This is a genomic window from Acinetobacter nosocomialis NIPH 2119, assembly GCF_000368085.1.
GTDB classification, from domain to species: domain Bacteria; phylum Pseudomonadota; class Gammaproteobacteria; order Pseudomonadales; family Moraxellaceae; genus Acinetobacter; species Acinetobacter nosocomialis.
In genome coordinates this window covers 3,826,549-3,841,076 of the sequence record NZ_KB849239.1, presented here as the reverse complement: position 1 = coordinate 3,841,076, position 14,528 = coordinate 3,826,549, and the positions used below count along the sequence as shown (strand labels likewise).

The 14,528-nt window shown below is 37.7% G+C and carries 15 protein-coding genes and 1 tRNA gene; 9 read left to right on the top strand and 7 right to left on the bottom strand.

What is annotated here, in order from left to right:
* Positions 1-395: 395 nt before the first annotated feature.
* Positions 396-1,643, bottom strand: a complete 1,248-nt coding sequence (locus F984_RS21910) for an MFS transporter (RefSeq protein ID WP_004712194.1) — start codon at positions 1,641-1,643, stop codon at positions 396-398.
* Between the two features lie 127 nt (positions 1,644-1,770).
* Between F984_RS21910 and F984_RS21905 the strand changes: the two genes are divergently transcribed.
* The 4 genes from F984_RS21905 (at position 1,771) to F984_RS21890 (ending at position 4,832) form a co-directional block, all read left to right on the top strand.
* A complete protein-coding gene (locus tag F984_RS21905) occupies positions 1,771-2,397 on the top strand; it encodes a lysophospholipid acyltransferase family protein (RefSeq protein WP_004712192.1) in 627 nt (208 codons plus the stop codon).
* A 67-nt stretch (positions 2,398-2,464) separates the two neighbouring features.
* Positions 2,465-3,382 carry a patatin-like phospholipase family protein gene (locus F984_RS21900; RefSeq protein ID WP_004705841.1) on the top strand — a complete coding sequence of 306 codons (918 nt, stop codon included), beginning with the start codon at positions 2,465-2,467 and terminating at the stop codon, positions 3,380-3,382.
* A 105-nt stretch (positions 3,383-3,487) separates the two neighbouring features.
* Complete coding sequence (locus F984_RS21895; RefSeq protein ID WP_004712189.1) at positions 3,488-3,949, top strand: NfeD family protein; 462 nt, start codon at positions 3,488-3,490, stop codon at positions 3,947-3,949.
* A gap of 28 nt (positions 3,950-3,977) precedes the next feature.
* The gene (locus F984_RS21890) at positions 3,978-4,832 is read left to right on the top strand and encodes an SPFH domain-containing protein (protein ID WP_002051299.1); all 855 of its coding nucleotides are present in this window, start codon (positions 3,978-3,980) and stop codon (positions 4,830-4,832) included.
* Positions 4,833-4,901: 69 nt separating this feature from the next.
* Here F984_RS21890 and F984_RS21885 read toward each other — a convergent pair whose 3' ends face one another.
* The 3 genes from F984_RS21885 to prpF all read right to left on the bottom strand — a co-directional run bounded on the left by F984_RS21885 (position 4,902) and on the right by prpF (position 7,588).
* A complete protein-coding gene (locus tag F984_RS21885; RefSeq protein WP_004712186.1) occupies positions 4,902-5,270 on the bottom strand; it encodes an MmcQ/YjbR family DNA-binding protein in 369 nt (122 codons plus the stop codon).
* A 59-nt stretch (positions 5,271-5,329) separates the two neighbouring features.
* Positions 5,330-6,241: a polyprenyl synthetase family protein gene (locus F984_RS21880; protein ID WP_000097113.1), complete on the bottom strand. Its 912-nt coding sequence runs from the start codon at positions 6,239-6,241 to the stop codon at positions 5,330-5,332.
* Between the two features lie 159 nt (positions 6,242-6,400).
* Positions 6,401-7,588 carry a 2-methylaconitate cis-trans isomerase PrpF gene (gene prpF, locus F984_RS21875; protein WP_004712184.1) on the bottom strand — a complete coding sequence of 396 codons (1,188 nt, stop codon included), beginning with the start codon at positions 7,586-7,588 and terminating at the stop codon, positions 6,401-6,403.
* A gap of 378 nt (positions 7,589-7,966) precedes the next feature.
* On the opposite strand from prpF, the gene F984_RS21870 reads away from it, so the two are divergent.
* Positions 7,967-9,322, top strand: coding sequence for an amino acid permease (locus F984_RS21870; RefSeq protein WP_004712182.1), 1,356 nt, complete (start codon positions 7,967-7,969; stop codon positions 9,320-9,322).
* A 103-nt stretch (positions 9,323-9,425) separates the two neighbouring features.
* Here F984_RS21870 and nudC read toward each other — a convergent pair whose 3' ends face one another.
* The gene (gene nudC, locus F984_RS21865) at positions 9,426-10,205 is read right to left on the bottom strand and encodes an NAD(+) diphosphatase (protein ID WP_004712180.1); all 780 of its coding nucleotides are present in this window, start codon (positions 10,203-10,205) and stop codon (positions 9,426-9,428) included.
* Between the two features lie 288 nt (positions 10,206-10,493).
* On the opposite strand from nudC, the gene F984_RS21860 reads away from it, so the two are divergent.
* Together F984_RS21860 and F984_RS22710 are read left to right on the top strand one after the other, a co-directional pair.
* Positions 10,494-12,017, top strand: coding sequence for a cryptochrome/photolyase family protein (locus F984_RS21860; RefSeq protein WP_004712178.1), 1,524 nt, complete (start codon positions 10,494-10,496; stop codon positions 12,015-12,017).
* Positions 11,980-12,162: a DUF2256 domain-containing protein gene (locus tag F984_RS22710; protein WP_410548964.1), complete on the top strand. Its 183-nt coding sequence runs from the start codon at positions 11,980-11,982 to the stop codon at positions 12,160-12,162. The genes F984_RS21860 and F984_RS22710 overlap by 38 nt, the downstream gene beginning before the upstream one ends.
* A gap of 85 nt (positions 12,163-12,247) precedes the next feature.
* On the opposite strand, the gene F984_RS21855 is transcribed toward F984_RS22710, so the two are convergent.
* A complete protein-coding gene (locus F984_RS21855; RefSeq protein WP_004705831.1) occupies positions 12,248-12,502 on the bottom strand; it encodes a TIGR03643 family protein in 255 nt (84 codons plus the stop codon).
* Positions 12,503-12,815: 313 nt separating this feature from the next.
* On the opposite strand from F984_RS21855, the gene F984_RS21850 reads away from it, so the two are divergent.
* Positions 12,816-12,891, top strand: a tRNA-Arg gene (locus F984_RS21850).
* Positions 12,892-13,057: 166 nt separating this feature from the next.
* The gene (locus tag F984_RS21845; RefSeq protein ID WP_004712177.1) at positions 13,058-14,302 is read left to right on the top strand and encodes a tyrosine-type recombinase/integrase; all 1,245 of its coding nucleotides are present in this window, start codon (positions 13,058-13,060) and stop codon (positions 14,300-14,302) included.
* Here the strand turns inward: F984_RS21845 and F984_RS21840 are convergent.
* Positions 14,295-14,492, bottom strand: coding sequence for a hypothetical protein (locus F984_RS21840; protein ID WP_004712176.1), 198 nt, complete (start codon positions 14,490-14,492; stop codon positions 14,295-14,297). The two genes, F984_RS21845 and F984_RS21840, sit on opposite strands and share 8 nt — an antisense overlap.
* Positions 14,493-14,528: the final 36 nt, after the last annotated feature.

The following is a 14,528-nucleotide window of genomic DNA, read 5'->3' as shown; positions in this document are numbered from 1 at the left end:
ATTAAAAATTCCAAATCAAAAGAAGCAAGACATACTTTTGTTTACAGAACTTTTACCTTGACTTCATGTTGTAACGAATCCTACACAACTCTCTTATCTTATAGAATGATTAAATCATTATTTCATTATTCTTTTTTAGACTTTAGGCTAATAAACCGTCTAAGTGAATATTTTTTTACCGACGTTGCTTGATTCACATAATTTTTCTTGTTACTTCCACCCTTTTTTCCTTTCTAGCGTCCATTTGCTACCCAAACAAGATGGCACAATTAATAAGCCATTTGAATAGCTAAAAATATACATTTTTAAAAGAATGAGTAAAGTTATAAGCACAACTTTTTAGCTTAACTTAATATGAATTAAGTTTCTTTATTTCATCAGCTTAATATCACTTTTTATACAGCTTTTGCTGCCCTCCATACGTAAATAGGAATTAAAAATAGTACAGCAATAGTGACAATAGCTATCAAATAATGGAAATAACCAAGTACATCTCCAATGATTCCACTCAAGGTATAAAGTCCCCCACTTACAGTCGCCATAATCGAAACCTGAAAAGTAAAATCGGTACCCGCATAGTTCTTTCGACTGTAATGCATAACCAAGGTTAGCATTACAACCAATAGCATGGCAGCAAAAGCATCTTCCAAAGCATTTACAGAATAGATAAGCCATGTATTTATTTTTATCTTCTGCTCATAAGCATAAGCTAAATAAACATAAGCACCTAAGCTCATAATTTTTAATATTGAAAAACTAATTAATGTGGCTGGTCTAGAAAAATACTTTAATACCCATCCTGCAATAAATGCCCCCACTAAAGCAGCTACAGCACCTATCATAGTGATGTAAACACCAATTTGGGTAAAGCTTAATCCCATATCAACCATTAAGGGTTTAAGTAATGGCCCTGCTAAGCCATCTGCCACTTTAAAAGTGATAAGTACCATTAACCAAGAGCGAAGCTCTTTATTTTGAGAAAAATAACTCAAATAAGACTTAATTTTTATCAATAAATTTGGCTGGCTAGATTGATTGTCAGAATGAGAAGTATGAGGAGGCTCTTTGAATAGTAAAACAGGTAGAGTATTGATAAATACTAAAGCCGCTAATAATAAAAAAGTTGGCTGCCATGACAACCAATCTAAACACCATAACACAGCTCCCCCACCTACAATAAAACCAAGCCGAGAGCCTACAACTTGAAATGTATTTCCCCAATGTTGCTGATCATGTTGTAATAAATTGACAGCTAAAGCATCGGTTGCAATATCTTGAGTTGCGCCCGTCGAGTTCATAAATAACAGTGCAATAAAAAATATAAATAAGTACAAAGGCTGATCTAAAGCCTGAATAGGAAAAAAAGATAAAATACAAAGTACTGCCACCGTCAAAAGCTGGGTGGGTAAAATCCAGCTACGATAATGACCTAAACGGGAAATTGCGTGTCGATCCACCCACGGTGCCCAAAATATTTTGATTGACCAAGGCACCATAAGCAGCCCAAAACCACCAATATGCGCGAGTGATACACCTTGAGCTCTTAATATTACGGGCAAAGCATGGGTCATAAAACCCACAGGTAGACCTTGCGCCCAATATAAGGAAAATAGCAAAAGATAAAGATTTTGCCGTCGAAACATATATACCTACTTTTATTTCTTTGTGCGGTAATAACATGAAATACCATGCGTAGTCTTACATTTTGCCAATGAAGCATAGATTTCAAAAGATTAAGATAAAACAAAGGATGATTTAAAACTTAAAAATATGGAACAACATTTCCCTAAGCTACCTCCACAGGTCCCTCAACGTGGTAATGCTTTAAGTCGAGCATTATTTAAAAAACTTTTTTTGGCTCAAGGCTGGACCATAGAAGGTGAAGTTCCTAATTTTCCCAAGGCTGTAGCGATTATTTCTCCTCACACATCCAATATTGATGGCTGGTATGGTTTTTTAGCTATTTTTGGGCTTGGCATTCAAATTACAGTACTAGGTAAAGACAGCTTATTTAAGCCTCCTTTTAAACGTTTTTTAGATTGGGCAGGTGTTATTCCGGTAAAACGTGACTCTGCCAATGGACTAACTGAACAGGTGGTTGCAACCATTCAGGATTATGACAAGATCTGGATTGGAATGGCGCCAGAAGGCACACGTAAGAAAGCAAAAAAAATGAAGAGTGGCTTTTACCATATTGCTGCAAAGGCTAATATCCCGATTGTGATGTTCTCTTTTGATTATGACCGCAAGACTATTCACTGCTTAGGCTATTTAACTCCTAGCGGAAATTATGATGAAGATCTCGCCAAAATTTTTGAGCGTTATGATGGAAAAATATCACCGAAAAATCGTAATTGGCTTGCAGAACCTTTACAAAATCTTGTGAAAAAAACCTAGCAAAAATTGAGCGAATCTGGTCTGATGGGCCATCTTAATTTATCTTGCTATAGATTGTTTTTCAAAGATGAAAATTGCTCAATTTGCCAGTATCGGATTTATCTCTTTAGCCCTATTTGGCTGTGATAAATTCAGCAAAACACCAACACCGACCACTTCAGTTAAAGCACGCGAACCAGTTATTGCACTTGCCTTAGGCGGCGGTGGAGCAAAAGGATTTTCACATATTGGTGTTATTAAGGTCTTAGAATCACATGGTATTAAACCTAAAATTGTTACGGGTACAAGTGCCGGTAGTTTTGTAGGAAGTATCTATGCCAGTGGGCAAACACCTTATCAGCTCCAAAATCTTGCACTTAAATTACAAGAATCGGATATTCGTGATTTAACGCTTAATCGCCAAGGTATTATTCTTGGACAAAAGCTACAAGATTATGTGAACCGTAACGTGGGCAATAAGCCTATTGAAAAATTCCCAATTCGTTTTGCCGCGGTAGCAACCCGTCTTGATAATGGTCAAAAAGCTGACTTTATTAAAGGTAATGCAGGTCAAGCAGTACGTGCGTCTTGTAGTATTCCAAACGTATTTGTACCTGCCACTATTGGCAATCAAAAATACGTAGATGGAGGATTAGTTAGCCCAATTCCTGTAAAAACAGCACGTGATATGGGTGCAGATATTGTGATTGCCGTTGATATTTCAGCACGTCCAGCAGGAAATCGCCCGGCGAATATGTGGGGATTACTTGATCAAACCATTAATATTATGGGTCAACAAAGTATTAATGAAGAGTTAAAGCTAGCAAACGTAGTCATTCAGCCTAAAGTTGGGCACTTAGGTACACTCGATTTAAAATCAAGTAATGAAGCTATTTTAGAGGGTGAGAAAGCTGCTCAAGGCCAAATTCGTCAAATTGAAACTGCAATTGCGAATTTCAAAAAATCTCCAGCCGCATTTAAGCCAGCACCACGTCCTAAATTTTAATTGAGGTGGTTTTTTTCTATCCACACTTACTATCATCTGCTACAGTGGTAAAAGTGATATGAGATCACTTTTACCCATCATAAAGATATATAAAAGAGCAGATCTATGGAGTTTGTTGTAGAACCTTGGCACTGGTTTGTATTGGGTATCTTACTTATTCTTTCTGAGCTGATTATCCCTGCTTTTGCCGCTCTCTGGTTTGGTATTGCAGCCATTATGGTTTGCTTTCTCTATTGGTTATTTCCAGATATTAGCCTTACAACCCAAATTGTATTGTGGATTATTTTATCGGTGTTATGCACCATTCTCTGGTTCAAATTTATTAAACCCTTATCAATTGATAGAACTAAAGCAGGTTTACCTCGTGAGGCTACCATTGGACAAATTGGTATGGTGATTCAAACCGGACTTACTCATGACCAAATTATTGTCCGTTTCCCTATGCCTATTTTAGGGGCCGATGAATGGAACTGTCGCAGCACTACCCATGTGAAAGTCGGTGATCGAGTCCGTGTCATTGATATTTCGGGCAATGACTTAATTGTCCAGCCCCACAGTACTTCATAAACATTAAAGATAAAGAGAGGTTATTTTCATGCCAGTTGGTACCATTATTGTTTTAGCCTTTTTGGCTTTTGTAGCAGTTACTATTTTTAAAGGGGTCCGTATTGTTCCTCAAGGTTATAAATGGATTGTTCAGCGTTTAGGGAAATATCATTCCACGCTTAATCCAGGGTTGAACTTCGTTATTCCTTATATTGATGACGTAGCTTATAAAGTCACGACTAAAGATATTGTGCTTGATATTCCATCTCAAGAAGTGATTACCCGTGACAATGCTGTATTGCTTATGAATGCAGTAGCTTATATCAATTTAACAACCCCTGAAAAAGCAGTGTACGGTATTGAAAACTATACATGGGCCATTCAAAACCTTGTACAGACTTCATTACGTTCTATTGTGGGTGAAATGGATCTAGATGATGCACTGTCTTCACGAGATCACATTAAAGCTAAACTAAAAGCTGCAATTTCTGATGATATTTCGGATTGGGGTATCACTTTAAAAACTGTAGAAATTCAAGATATTCAGCCATCTTCAACCATGCAAGCTGCTATGGAAGCTCAAGCTGCTGCTGAACGTCAACGTCGTGCTACAGTGACTAGAGCTGACGGTGAAAAGCAAGCTGCAATTTTAGAAGCAGATGGTCGTTTAGAAGCATCTCGCCGTGATGCAGAAGCACAAGTTGTCTTAGCAGAAGCATCTCAAAAAGCGATTGAAATGGTAACAAGCGCAGTCGGCGATAAAGAAACACCTGTCGCTTATCTATTAGGTGAACAGTACGTTAAAGCAATGCAAGACATGGCTAAATCGAGTAATGCCAAAACTGTTGTATTACCTGCCGATGTTTTAAATACAATCCGTGGCATTATGGGAAAGCATAATTAATTTAACTGCTTTCAATAAGTCATTGAAATAAAAACGGCGACCTGATGGTCGCCGTTTTTATATTGAGTATTATTGGTTGTTTAATCTTTTCTGATCTTTCAAAGGGAGCTTTTTTACAACCAAGTCATAAGAATCGCGAATCAAATCTTGAAGCAAATCCCGAGTTAAGTTTTTATGTGGAGTAATGGAAATCCAGTGTTTTTTATTCATGTGGTAACCCGGAATAATAAATGAATAAAGCTCCTGATATTCCTGACTTTTATATGGATCACATTTAACAGTAATCATTTTTGTGCCCGTTCCTTCCCCTACTAATAAAAACACCTTTTCTAAAATTTTAAAGACGTCGCATTCTGGTCCAAAGGGTTGGCTTTGCTCACTAAAAGGAAGATTACACGCAATCTCTATTGCAAATTGATGGAGCTGATCACCATTCATTCTTATCTCCTTTATTCATTGAATATGAATACAAGCAGGATTATTAATTTGATTTTATATTAGTTGGTACGGGCTAAAAGGAATTGTGAAATCTCAACTAATTCTTTTGCATTTTCACCAAAATGCGCTAAAGCCTCAAAAGCTTGGTCATGCAACTCTTTTGCATAAATCTGTGCTTGCTCAAGTCCCATTAAAGCAGGATAAGTCGACTTTTGTACTTGTTCATCCTTACCCGCAGTTTTACCTAAAGTTTCAGTGCTTGAGGTAATGTCCAAAATATCATCTTGCACCTGAAAAGCCAGTCCAATCGCTTGTCCGTATTGACGCAATTTCGGAATTGCCTGATCTGTTCCAGAGAAAATTGTCACTGCACCCATCATAATGGCAGCCTGAATAAGCGCTCCCGTTTTATTACGGTGGATATTTTCTAGTTCGTCTTGAGAAATTTGCTTAGCTTCAGCTTGTAGGTCTAAAACCTGTCCACAAACCATTTTAGAGCTGGCTGTTGCTAAAATTTGAATTTGCTTTAATACAATTGCAGCATCAGTTCCCTGCCCTTGTTCATCAAACAAACGACTCCCTAAAACCTCAAAAGCCATCGACTGTAAAATATCACCTGCAAGTAAAGCGGTATCTTCACCAAATGCTACATGGCAAGTTGGCTGACCACGACGAAGTAAATCATTGTCCATACAAGGCAAATCATCATGCGCTAGGGAGTAGCAATGAATAAGTTCAACCGCAACTGCCGCACGGCGAGCAGCCGCAAAATTTGGATTGTCTTGTAAAGAAGCTGTGGCGTAACACAAAGCTGGACGCACACGTTTTCCACCAAGCATAACTGCATGGTGTACTGCGCTTTTTAAAGGTTCAGGAATTGAAAATGCGGCGAGTGTTGTCAATAAATCTTGTTGAATACGTTGTTGAGCTTGTTTTAAAACATCCGCATTAACTTGAGAGAGTGATGACACAGTCGCCTCGTAAAATCAGTAGAGAAATTTTATTGAATGTGATGAAACATTCATGTGCTACATCATACACGATTCACTGTAAAAAGTGCGTGATGAGTTATGGATGTCAGAAGTAAAAAAGCCTCTCTATCGTAGAGAGGCTTTTCATTTAAATGACTTTTAGAAACTGTCACCCGGAACGCGTACCCAACCTTCCATTAAGACACGTGCACTACGGCTCATAATGGCTTTTTTCACTACCCATTGACCATTTGTAAGTTCAGCTTGAGCACCCACACGTAATGTTCCAGATGGATGTCCAAAACGCACTGCTTCACGCTCGCCACCACCAGCTGCTAAATTTACCAATGTACCCGGAATGGCAGCGGCCGTACCAATTGCTACCGCTGCTGTTCCCATCATGGCATGGTGAAGTTTACCCATCGACAAAGCACGAACCAGTAAGTCGACATCATTTTCTGAAACGTTTTTACCGCTTGAAGCTGTGTAATTTTTCGGCTTAGAAACAAAAGCAATTTTTGGTGTGTGCTGACGTGCAGCTGCTTCTGAAATATCTTTAATTAAACCCATTTGCACAGCACCATATACACGAATTTTTTCAAAACGTGCTAGTGCTGCTGCGTCACCATTAATATGATCTTGCAGTTCTGTACCTTGGTATCCTAAATCTTCTGCATTTAAGAAAATAGTTGGAATACCGGCATTAATAAATGTGGCTTGAAAACTACCAATCTCAGGCACATCTAATTGGTCAACAACATTCCCTGTCGGGAACATATCACCGCCCTCTTCACCATCATCGGCTGGGTCTAAAAACTCAATTTGAACTTCTGCAGCAGGGAAAGTCACTCCATCCAGTTCGAAGTCACCAGTTTCTTGAACTTGACCATTGGTGATAGGTACATGAGCAATAATGGTTTTTTGAATATTTTTTTGCCAAATTCGAACAGTACAGAGGCCATTTTCAGGAATTCGATTTTCATCAACCAAACCATTTGAAATCGCAAATGAACCAACCGCAGCAGTTAAATTACCGCAGTTACCACTCCAGTCCACAAAAGGCTGATCTATTGAAACCTGTCCAAATAAATAGTCTACATCGTGATCTGGCTGTGTGCTTTTAGCGAGAATAACGGTTTTACTGGTGCTTGAAGTCGCTCCACCCATTCCATCAATTTGCTTTCCATAAGGATCTGGGCTACCAATGACACGTAGTAAGAGTTGATCTCTTGCTTGACCTGCCACCTGAGCTCTTTCCGGCAAATCATCAAGTTTAAAAAATACGCCTTTACTGGTTCCACCACGCATGTAAGTTGCTGGAATTTTAATTTGCGGTACTGAGCTCATATCAACTGTTATCCTTACTCTTGTGTTTTTATATCTCGAAACAAACAGACTCGTTTAGTCATCCACTTCATCTTAAATCGTTTTGTGATCTAGAGATAGCGTTATGCTTTTATACATCAATCGTATTGACGCAGACTTATTTTGAGAATTTAGATTCATGCTCGCAATGACCGAATTAAGCAAAATCATGAAAAAAAGAGTCTATCAAAAATATATTTTTAGAATATTTTTTAATCATTTTTAAATTATTAAAAGCAAGTTAATGATTTTAAATATTTTTTAGTGTTACTTTTCAGTCACCGCTTGTTAATTTGTAGTCTAGGCTAAAATAAATCCATCTATTAGAATAATTTACTTATTCATAGTGAGTGAAGACCTTTGACCAACGAATCTTCTACACTGCAACGAGGACTAAAAAATCGACATATCCAATTAATTGCTATGGGTGGAGCAATTGGTACCGGATTATTTTTAGGCTCGGCGCAAGTGATTCAATCTGCGGGACCATCCATTATTTTAGGATATGCCATTGGTGGCTTAATTGCTTTTTTAATTATGCGCCACCTGGGAGAAATGATTGTTGAAGAACCTGTTGCAGGATCGTTCAGCCATTTTGCTTATAAGTACTGGGGGAAATTTCCCGGATTTTTAGCTGGATGGAATTATTGGATGCTCTATGTTCTGGTTGCGATGAGTGAACTCACCGCGGTAGCCAAATATATTAATTACTGGTGGCCTCATATTCCAGCATGGACTTCTGTCTTATTTTTCTTTGTCGTGATTACGGCAATTAACCTAACAAACGTCAAATTTTATGGTGAGTCCGAATTCTGGCTCGCTATTATTAAAGTTGCTGCTGTTATCTCTATGATTGTATTTGGCCTTTATTTGCTATTTACAGCAGATGTTGGTTCAAGCATTTCATTTAGTAACCTTTGGTCTCATGGTGGATTTTTTCCAAATGGCTTTAGTGGCCTCTTTTACATGTTGGCTTTCTTGATGTTCGCCTTTGGTGGTATTGAACTGATTGGTATGGCTGCGGCAGAAGCAAAAGATCCGAAAAAGACCATTCCAAAAGCAATTAACCAAGTTGTTTTCCGTATCTTGATTTTCTATATCGGTTCACTAGCGATCTTACTTTCATTAGTGCCATGGAACCAGTTAGATCTTGGCGGTCTCGATAAAAGTCCATTTGTTATGATTTTTAGCCAAATGGGTATTGGTTGGGCTGCACATTTACTGAACTTTATTATTTTAACCGCGGCCCTCTCTGTTTATAACAGTGGGATGTTTGCCAATAGCCGTATGCTTTACGGTTTAGCTCAACAGGGTAACGCGCCAAAAATTTTCAAGAAAGTAAATAAACAAGGTGTACCTGTACCAGCAGTTTTATTATCTGCATTACTTATTTTTGGCTGTGTTCTTTTAAATTACTTTGTACCTGAAGATGCTTTAAGTCACTTAATGTACATTGTAGTTGGAGCATTAGTATTAAACTGGGCGATGATCAGTATGACTCACCTTAAGTTTAAATCAGCAATGAAAAAACTCGGTCAAAAAACTCACTTCCCTGCACTTTGGGCACCATTTAGTAACTATTTGGTTTTAGGTTTCATTGCTATTGTACTCTACATTATGTGGAGCCAAGGCTTTAAAGAGTCTGTAATGATGATTCCGATCTGGATTGTTCTTATGTTTATTTTGTTTAAAGTACTTAATGCTAAAGAACAATAATCTGCCCCCTTGTACTTAAAACATGAAAAAAGCCATTGTCTCGACAATGGCTTTTTTATTTAAATTTAAGGCTATAAAATTAAAAGCATATCTGAATGTCTGCTTAGAGCCACTGTTTTGTGTCATCAGCAACAGGTGTGCTATGAATAACATGCATAATCATTGCATGCGCAATACTGCCCTTAAATGGAATTTCAGGTAACTGATCAAATTTGAAAAACTGAGCATCACTCAGTTCTTTCTCCTGAATTTCAATTTCGCCCGCTTCATATTCGGCTTTAAAGGCCAACATTAAGTTACTCGGGAATGGCCATGGTTGACTCGCCAAATACTGAATATTCTTAATGTGTAATCCAACTTCTTCTAATGTTTCACGTCGCACAGCATCTTCTAGTGTTTCCCCCACCTCGACAAAGCCAGCGATTAAACTGTACATCTGGCCCGTATTTCTGGCATTTTTAGCCAGCAAAATCTCGTTCTCTCCACGTGTAATAATAGTAATCACACAAGGGTTAACTCTAGGATATTGACTGAAATTACATACAGGACAAGTCATAGAATATTCGGTCTTATGCTGCTGGGTTTTATGTCCGCAACGGCTACAAAACTGATGATTACGACGCCACTCGAGTAACTGAAAAGCACGACTCGCTTGTTCAAATTGCGGTTTAGTCCAATACTGCAAGAGTTGGCGAATAGGTATGAATTGATATCCATTTGGTATAGGTTCACCTTCTTGGAAATCTCTTGCTATTACTTGAGGGTCTGCTTGTATATGTAAATCATGTTCCTGCCGTTTAAGGCAAGGCAGATTAAAATTCGTATCAACCAAAAGTTGTTGTTGCTGAAAAATATAAGCAATAGGAAGGTTGTTGGTATCCATTTATATACTCGAGTGAAGAACCTTTCGACGGCCTCTATAGCTTCTTCAAAAGGATCAAGCTTAAAACATATTTTTCAAAAATCTTACGCATATTGGTAAATACCTTCAATTTATTTAATTTGTATCTTTTTGATTAAAATCACATTTTATTCACGCATACTATGCTTTTAAGTTATACCTATGACTTTATAGCTAACTGACCAGTGATGAACTTAGAAGCACTGCTTCACATAAAATTGATCTCTGAAAATTTAGACTAGTTTTAGTTCCATCTCATGAAGCAAAAATATGCGATTTGGTTTAATTCTGGGTGATCAATTAAATCACCAACTCGCAACGCTCAAGTATTTAAACCGAAATGAAGACATTATTTTGATGGCTGAAGTGCTTGAGGAAACATCTTATGTTGCCCATCATCCACAAAAAATAGCGCTAATTTTTAGTGCAATGCGGCACTTTGCAAAAGAATTAAAAGCACAGGGCTGGAAAATCCGTTATCACACATTTAAGCGCGAAAGTCATATAAAAAAGTTAGTCGACTTTATTGCTTTGCAGCAGCAACACTTCTTCGCGAATGCTCTCGTCATTACCCAATGTGGTGAATATCGTTTGCAGCATGAAATCGAAAGTTCATGGGCTAACTCACTAAAACTATCTGTTATTTGTTTAGAAGATGATCGCTTCTTTTGTACCGTAGAACAATTCAAGCAATGGGCAAAGAAATATGAAACGCTAAGAATGGAATACTTTTACCGAGAAATGCGCAAGCAAACTCAATATTTAATACATGACCAACAACCCATAGGCGGGCAATGGAACTTTGATCAAGCCAATCGAAAAGCATGGTCAGGCGATCCACCTTTGCCACCAAAATTAGCCTTTGAGCATGATCAAATTGATATAGATGTTATTCGACTGGTCAAGAAAGAATTTTCTCAACATATCGGCAATATCGATTCCTTTCAATGGGCAACTACCCGTCAAAATGCCTTGCTTGCTTTAGATGATTTTATTTCTAACAACCTACCCCACTTTGGCGATTATCAAGATGCCATGGTTTATGGTTCAGATTTTATGTTTCATAGTCTGCTCTCGCCTTATTTAAATTGTGGATTGTTATTGCCACAAGAAGTGTGTGACGCTGCTCAAACAGCTTATTACAACGGACAGGCTCCCTTAAATGCAGTAGAAGGATTTATTCGTCAGATTTTAGGGTGGCGGGAATATGTGCGTGGAATCTATTGGTTGTCTATGCCTGACTATAGCGATCAAAATACCCTTCATGCCACCACGCCGCTGCCACAATATTACTGGACAGGTGATACAAAAATGGCATGTATGGCCGAGTGTTTCAGAACTACCTTTGAACATGGCTATGCTCACCATATTCAGCGTTTAATGATTACAGGCAACTTTGCGCTTTTAGCAGGTGTAAATCCATCAGAAATTTGCGAATGGTATTTAGCTGTCTATGTAGATGCTTATGAATGGGTCGAATTACCGAATACTTTAGGCATGGCGATGTATGCAGATGGCGGCATCATGGCAAGTAAACCCTATGCTGCATCAGGTAATTACATACATAAAATGTCAAATTATTGTCAGCACTGTACATATAACGTCAAAACCAAAACTGAACTAGACAGTTGTCCATTTAACAGCTTGTATTGGTATTTTATGAGCCAGCATGAAGCCATATTTCGTCAGAATCCCAGAATGTCGATGATCTACAAAAACCTTGATCGTATGAAAGATAAAGCTTCTGTCATGAAGCATGCAAAGTTACTTATTCATCAACTTGATGAGCTTTAACATCATGAAAAAACAGCATCTACCCCAGAAAATATGTGTTTCTTGTCAACGCTCTTTTAACTGGCGAAAGAAATGGGAGCGTTGCTGGGAAGAAGTAAAATATTGCTCTGAAAGATGTAAACGACACGCCCGCTCGAATAAGTAAATATTTCACCGGGTTGTTTTCACTGATTCAACACTACTCTTCATTGTTGAATCAGTTGTATTTCAATTGATTATATTTGATGGTCTTAAGCATATTTATACTGACGAGAACAGTAAGCTCTTTCAACTTCTGGTGAACGTAATTGCTGATGCTTGGTTTTACGCCCTGCCATACGCTTACGCCAGAGTTTAAAACTGCTCGATTTTAAGTTATATCTCATTAAACGAATAACTTCACTTTCACGTAAGCCATACTCTCGCTCAATTGCTTCAAATGGGGTTCGATCTTCCCATGCCATTTCAATAATTCTAGATAGGTCCTGTTCATCAATTTTTTTCATGTTATGCCCTTTTAAATTATGTTGTAGCCAAATCTGATTCTTTAACAAACAACCTTCCGAAAATAGCTTCACTTACCCGATCGCTTGCCTTGAATGTTTTCGTGTTTTGCTTCAGATCATAGAAAGGCAAACATGAATTTTTTGTGATTTTTTAGCTTTATAAACTCTATTTTTTATATAAGACATGAATAATTATAAAACCTTTGAATGATCTAACTTTTTATTAACCACTATGGCAAAATTTTTAATACCTAAAACATGAAAAAAGCCATTGCCTTAGCAATAGCTTTTTTGTTTATAATCATGAAATTATGCGCCCTTAGCTTAACTGGATAGAGCAGTTGCCTCCTAAGCGACCGACGTGGGTTCGAGTCCCGCAGGGCGCACCAAATTAAATTACACCTTAGTCCGAAATAGTACGGGAACCCTTTATCTATAATTGATTATTAAATTTTTATAGTCTTTAATAGTCCGACATAGACCGAGATAATTCTTGTTTTTTTACGGTACTTAATACAGTACCCCATTAAATACCGCAAAAATGGTACCGCAAAAATGCCTAAAACCGTTGTCCCACTTACTGATACAAAGATAAAGAAAGCAAAATCAGAAAATGGAAAAACCCTGAAACTATCTGACGGTTCGGGTCTCTATTTGCTTATAGATAAAAACCAAAATAAATTTTGGCGCTTTGATTATTCACGCCCATATACAAAAAAAAGAAATACTATTGGTTTTGGTTCTTATCCAGAGGTAAGTCTTGCAGATGCTCGATCTAAACGAGATGAGGCTAGAACATTACTGGCGCAAAATATAGACCCGCATGTTGAGCGTAAAAGGGTTGAACAAGAACACGTAAACTCCGAAAAAAATACTTTTGGAGCTGTCGCTGCAGAATGGGAAAGCAAACAAGATTTTGCAGAATCAACTATCCGTGGTCATAAAAGATTACTTCAAGTCATAAACGCGAATATTGGAAAAAAACCTATTGATAAAGTTACGCCAGTAGAAGTTTTAAATATCTGCCGCATTTATGAGAAACAAGGAAAATTAGAAACAGCGAAAAAGGTTAAAGTTAAATGTGGTCAAATCATGAGATATGGTGTTGCCACTGGTAGATGCGAGAGAGACGTAACCCAAGATTTAAGAGGCGCTTTAAAAACACCTAAGGTAAAACATTTATCAGCTCTAACTGAGTCGAATGAATTTGCTCAATTACTTTATGACATCGATTTTTATGAAGGCACATTCATAACCCAAATTGCTTTAAAAATTGCTCCTTATGTATTTGTTCGCCCTGGTGAGTTACGTTATGCAAAGTGGCCAGATATTGACTTAGAAATTGATCTTTGGAGATATACGCCACCTAAAACAAAAAATAAAACTGGCGTTCAACACCTTGTACCTATTCCAAGACAAGTTAAAGAGCTGTTGCTGAAAATAAAAGAACTGACTTATGATCCAGATGGAGAAAGTGAGTACGTCTTTCCATCAATGACTAGCAAACTTAAGCCAATGTCAGAGAATACAATTAACCAAGCATTACGTAGACTAGGCTACACATCTGAGCAAGTGTGTGGGCATGGCTTCCGTGCATCTGCCAGAACCATTTTAGAGGAAGTACTCAACTATCCTATTGAAATTATAGAGCAACAATTAGCACACAAAGTTAAAGATATGCACGGTCGAGCATATAACAGAACTAAGCATTTAGAGAAAAGAAGAGAGATGATGCAAAGTTGGGCAGATTATTGCGATAAAATAAAAGAAGATTATGCCAAGACTTTACCATCTAGGTAGGCGATTGTACCTTCGTGAACTGCCACCAAGTTTTATTGAAATAAACTTCATTATTTGAGAAATTAATTTTTAACTCATTTCCATTGAAGTCATAAAGTTTTGTGACTTCACCATTCTTATTTAATTCGGCAAGAAGGTTGCATGTATGCTCCATCTTGCCTGCTTCTGAAACCATGATCATGACTTGCATCACAAAGCCTTTACACAAATTGAGACATTCACATTA

What these genes read in the sequence shown, in the direction of transcription:
- F984_RS21910 (WP_004712194.1), bottom strand. Translation starts at nt 1,643, where the DNA reads ATGTTTCGACGGCAAAATCTTTATCTTTTGCTATTTTCCTTATATTGG.
- F984_RS21905 (WP_004712192.1), top strand. Translation starts at nt 1,771, where the DNA reads ATGGAACAACATTTCCCTAAGCTACCTCCACAGGTCCCTCAACGTGGT.
- F984_RS21900 (WP_004705841.1), top strand. Translation starts at nt 2,465, where the DNA reads ATGAAAATTGCTCAATTTGCCAGTATCGGATTTATCTCTTTAGCCCTA.
- F984_RS21895 (WP_004712189.1), top strand. Translation starts at nt 3,488, where the DNA reads ATGGAGTTTGTTGTAGAACCTTGGCACTGGTTTGTATTGGGTATCTTA.
- F984_RS21890 (WP_002051299.1), top strand. Translation starts at nt 3,978, where the DNA reads ATGCCAGTTGGTACCATTATTGTTTTAGCCTTTTTGGCTTTTGTAGCA.
- F984_RS21885 (WP_004712186.1), bottom strand. Translation starts at nt 5,270, where the DNA reads ATGAATGGTGATCAGCTCCATCAATTTGCAATAGAGATTGCGTGTAAT.
- prpF (WP_004712184.1), bottom strand. Translation starts at nt 7,588, where the DNA reads ATGAGCTCAGTACCGCAAATTAAAATTCCAGCAACTTACATGCGTGGT.
- nudC (WP_004712180.1), bottom strand. Translation starts at nt 10,205, where the DNA reads ATGGATACCAACAACCTTCCTATTGCTTATATTTTTCAGCAACAACAA.
- F984_RS21860 (WP_004712178.1), top strand. Translation starts at nt 10,494, where the DNA reads ATGCGATTTGGTTTAATTCTGGGTGATCAATTAAATCACCAACTCGCA.
- F984_RS22710 (WP_410548964.1), top strand. Translation starts at nt 11,980, where the DNA reads ATGCAAAGTTACTTATTCATCAACTTGATGAGCTTTAACATCATGAAA.
- F984_RS21855 (WP_004705831.1), bottom strand. Translation starts at nt 12,502, where the DNA reads ATGAAAAAAATTGATGAACAGGACCTATCTAGAATTATTGAAATGGCA.
- F984_RS21845 (WP_004712177.1), top strand. Translation starts at nt 13,058, where the DNA reads ATGCCTAAAACCGTTGTCCCACTTACTGATACAAAGATAAAGAAAGCA.
- F984_RS21840 (WP_004712176.1), bottom strand. Translation starts at nt 14,492, where the DNA reads ATGCAAGTCATGATCATGGTTTCAGAAGCAGGCAAGATGGAGCATACA.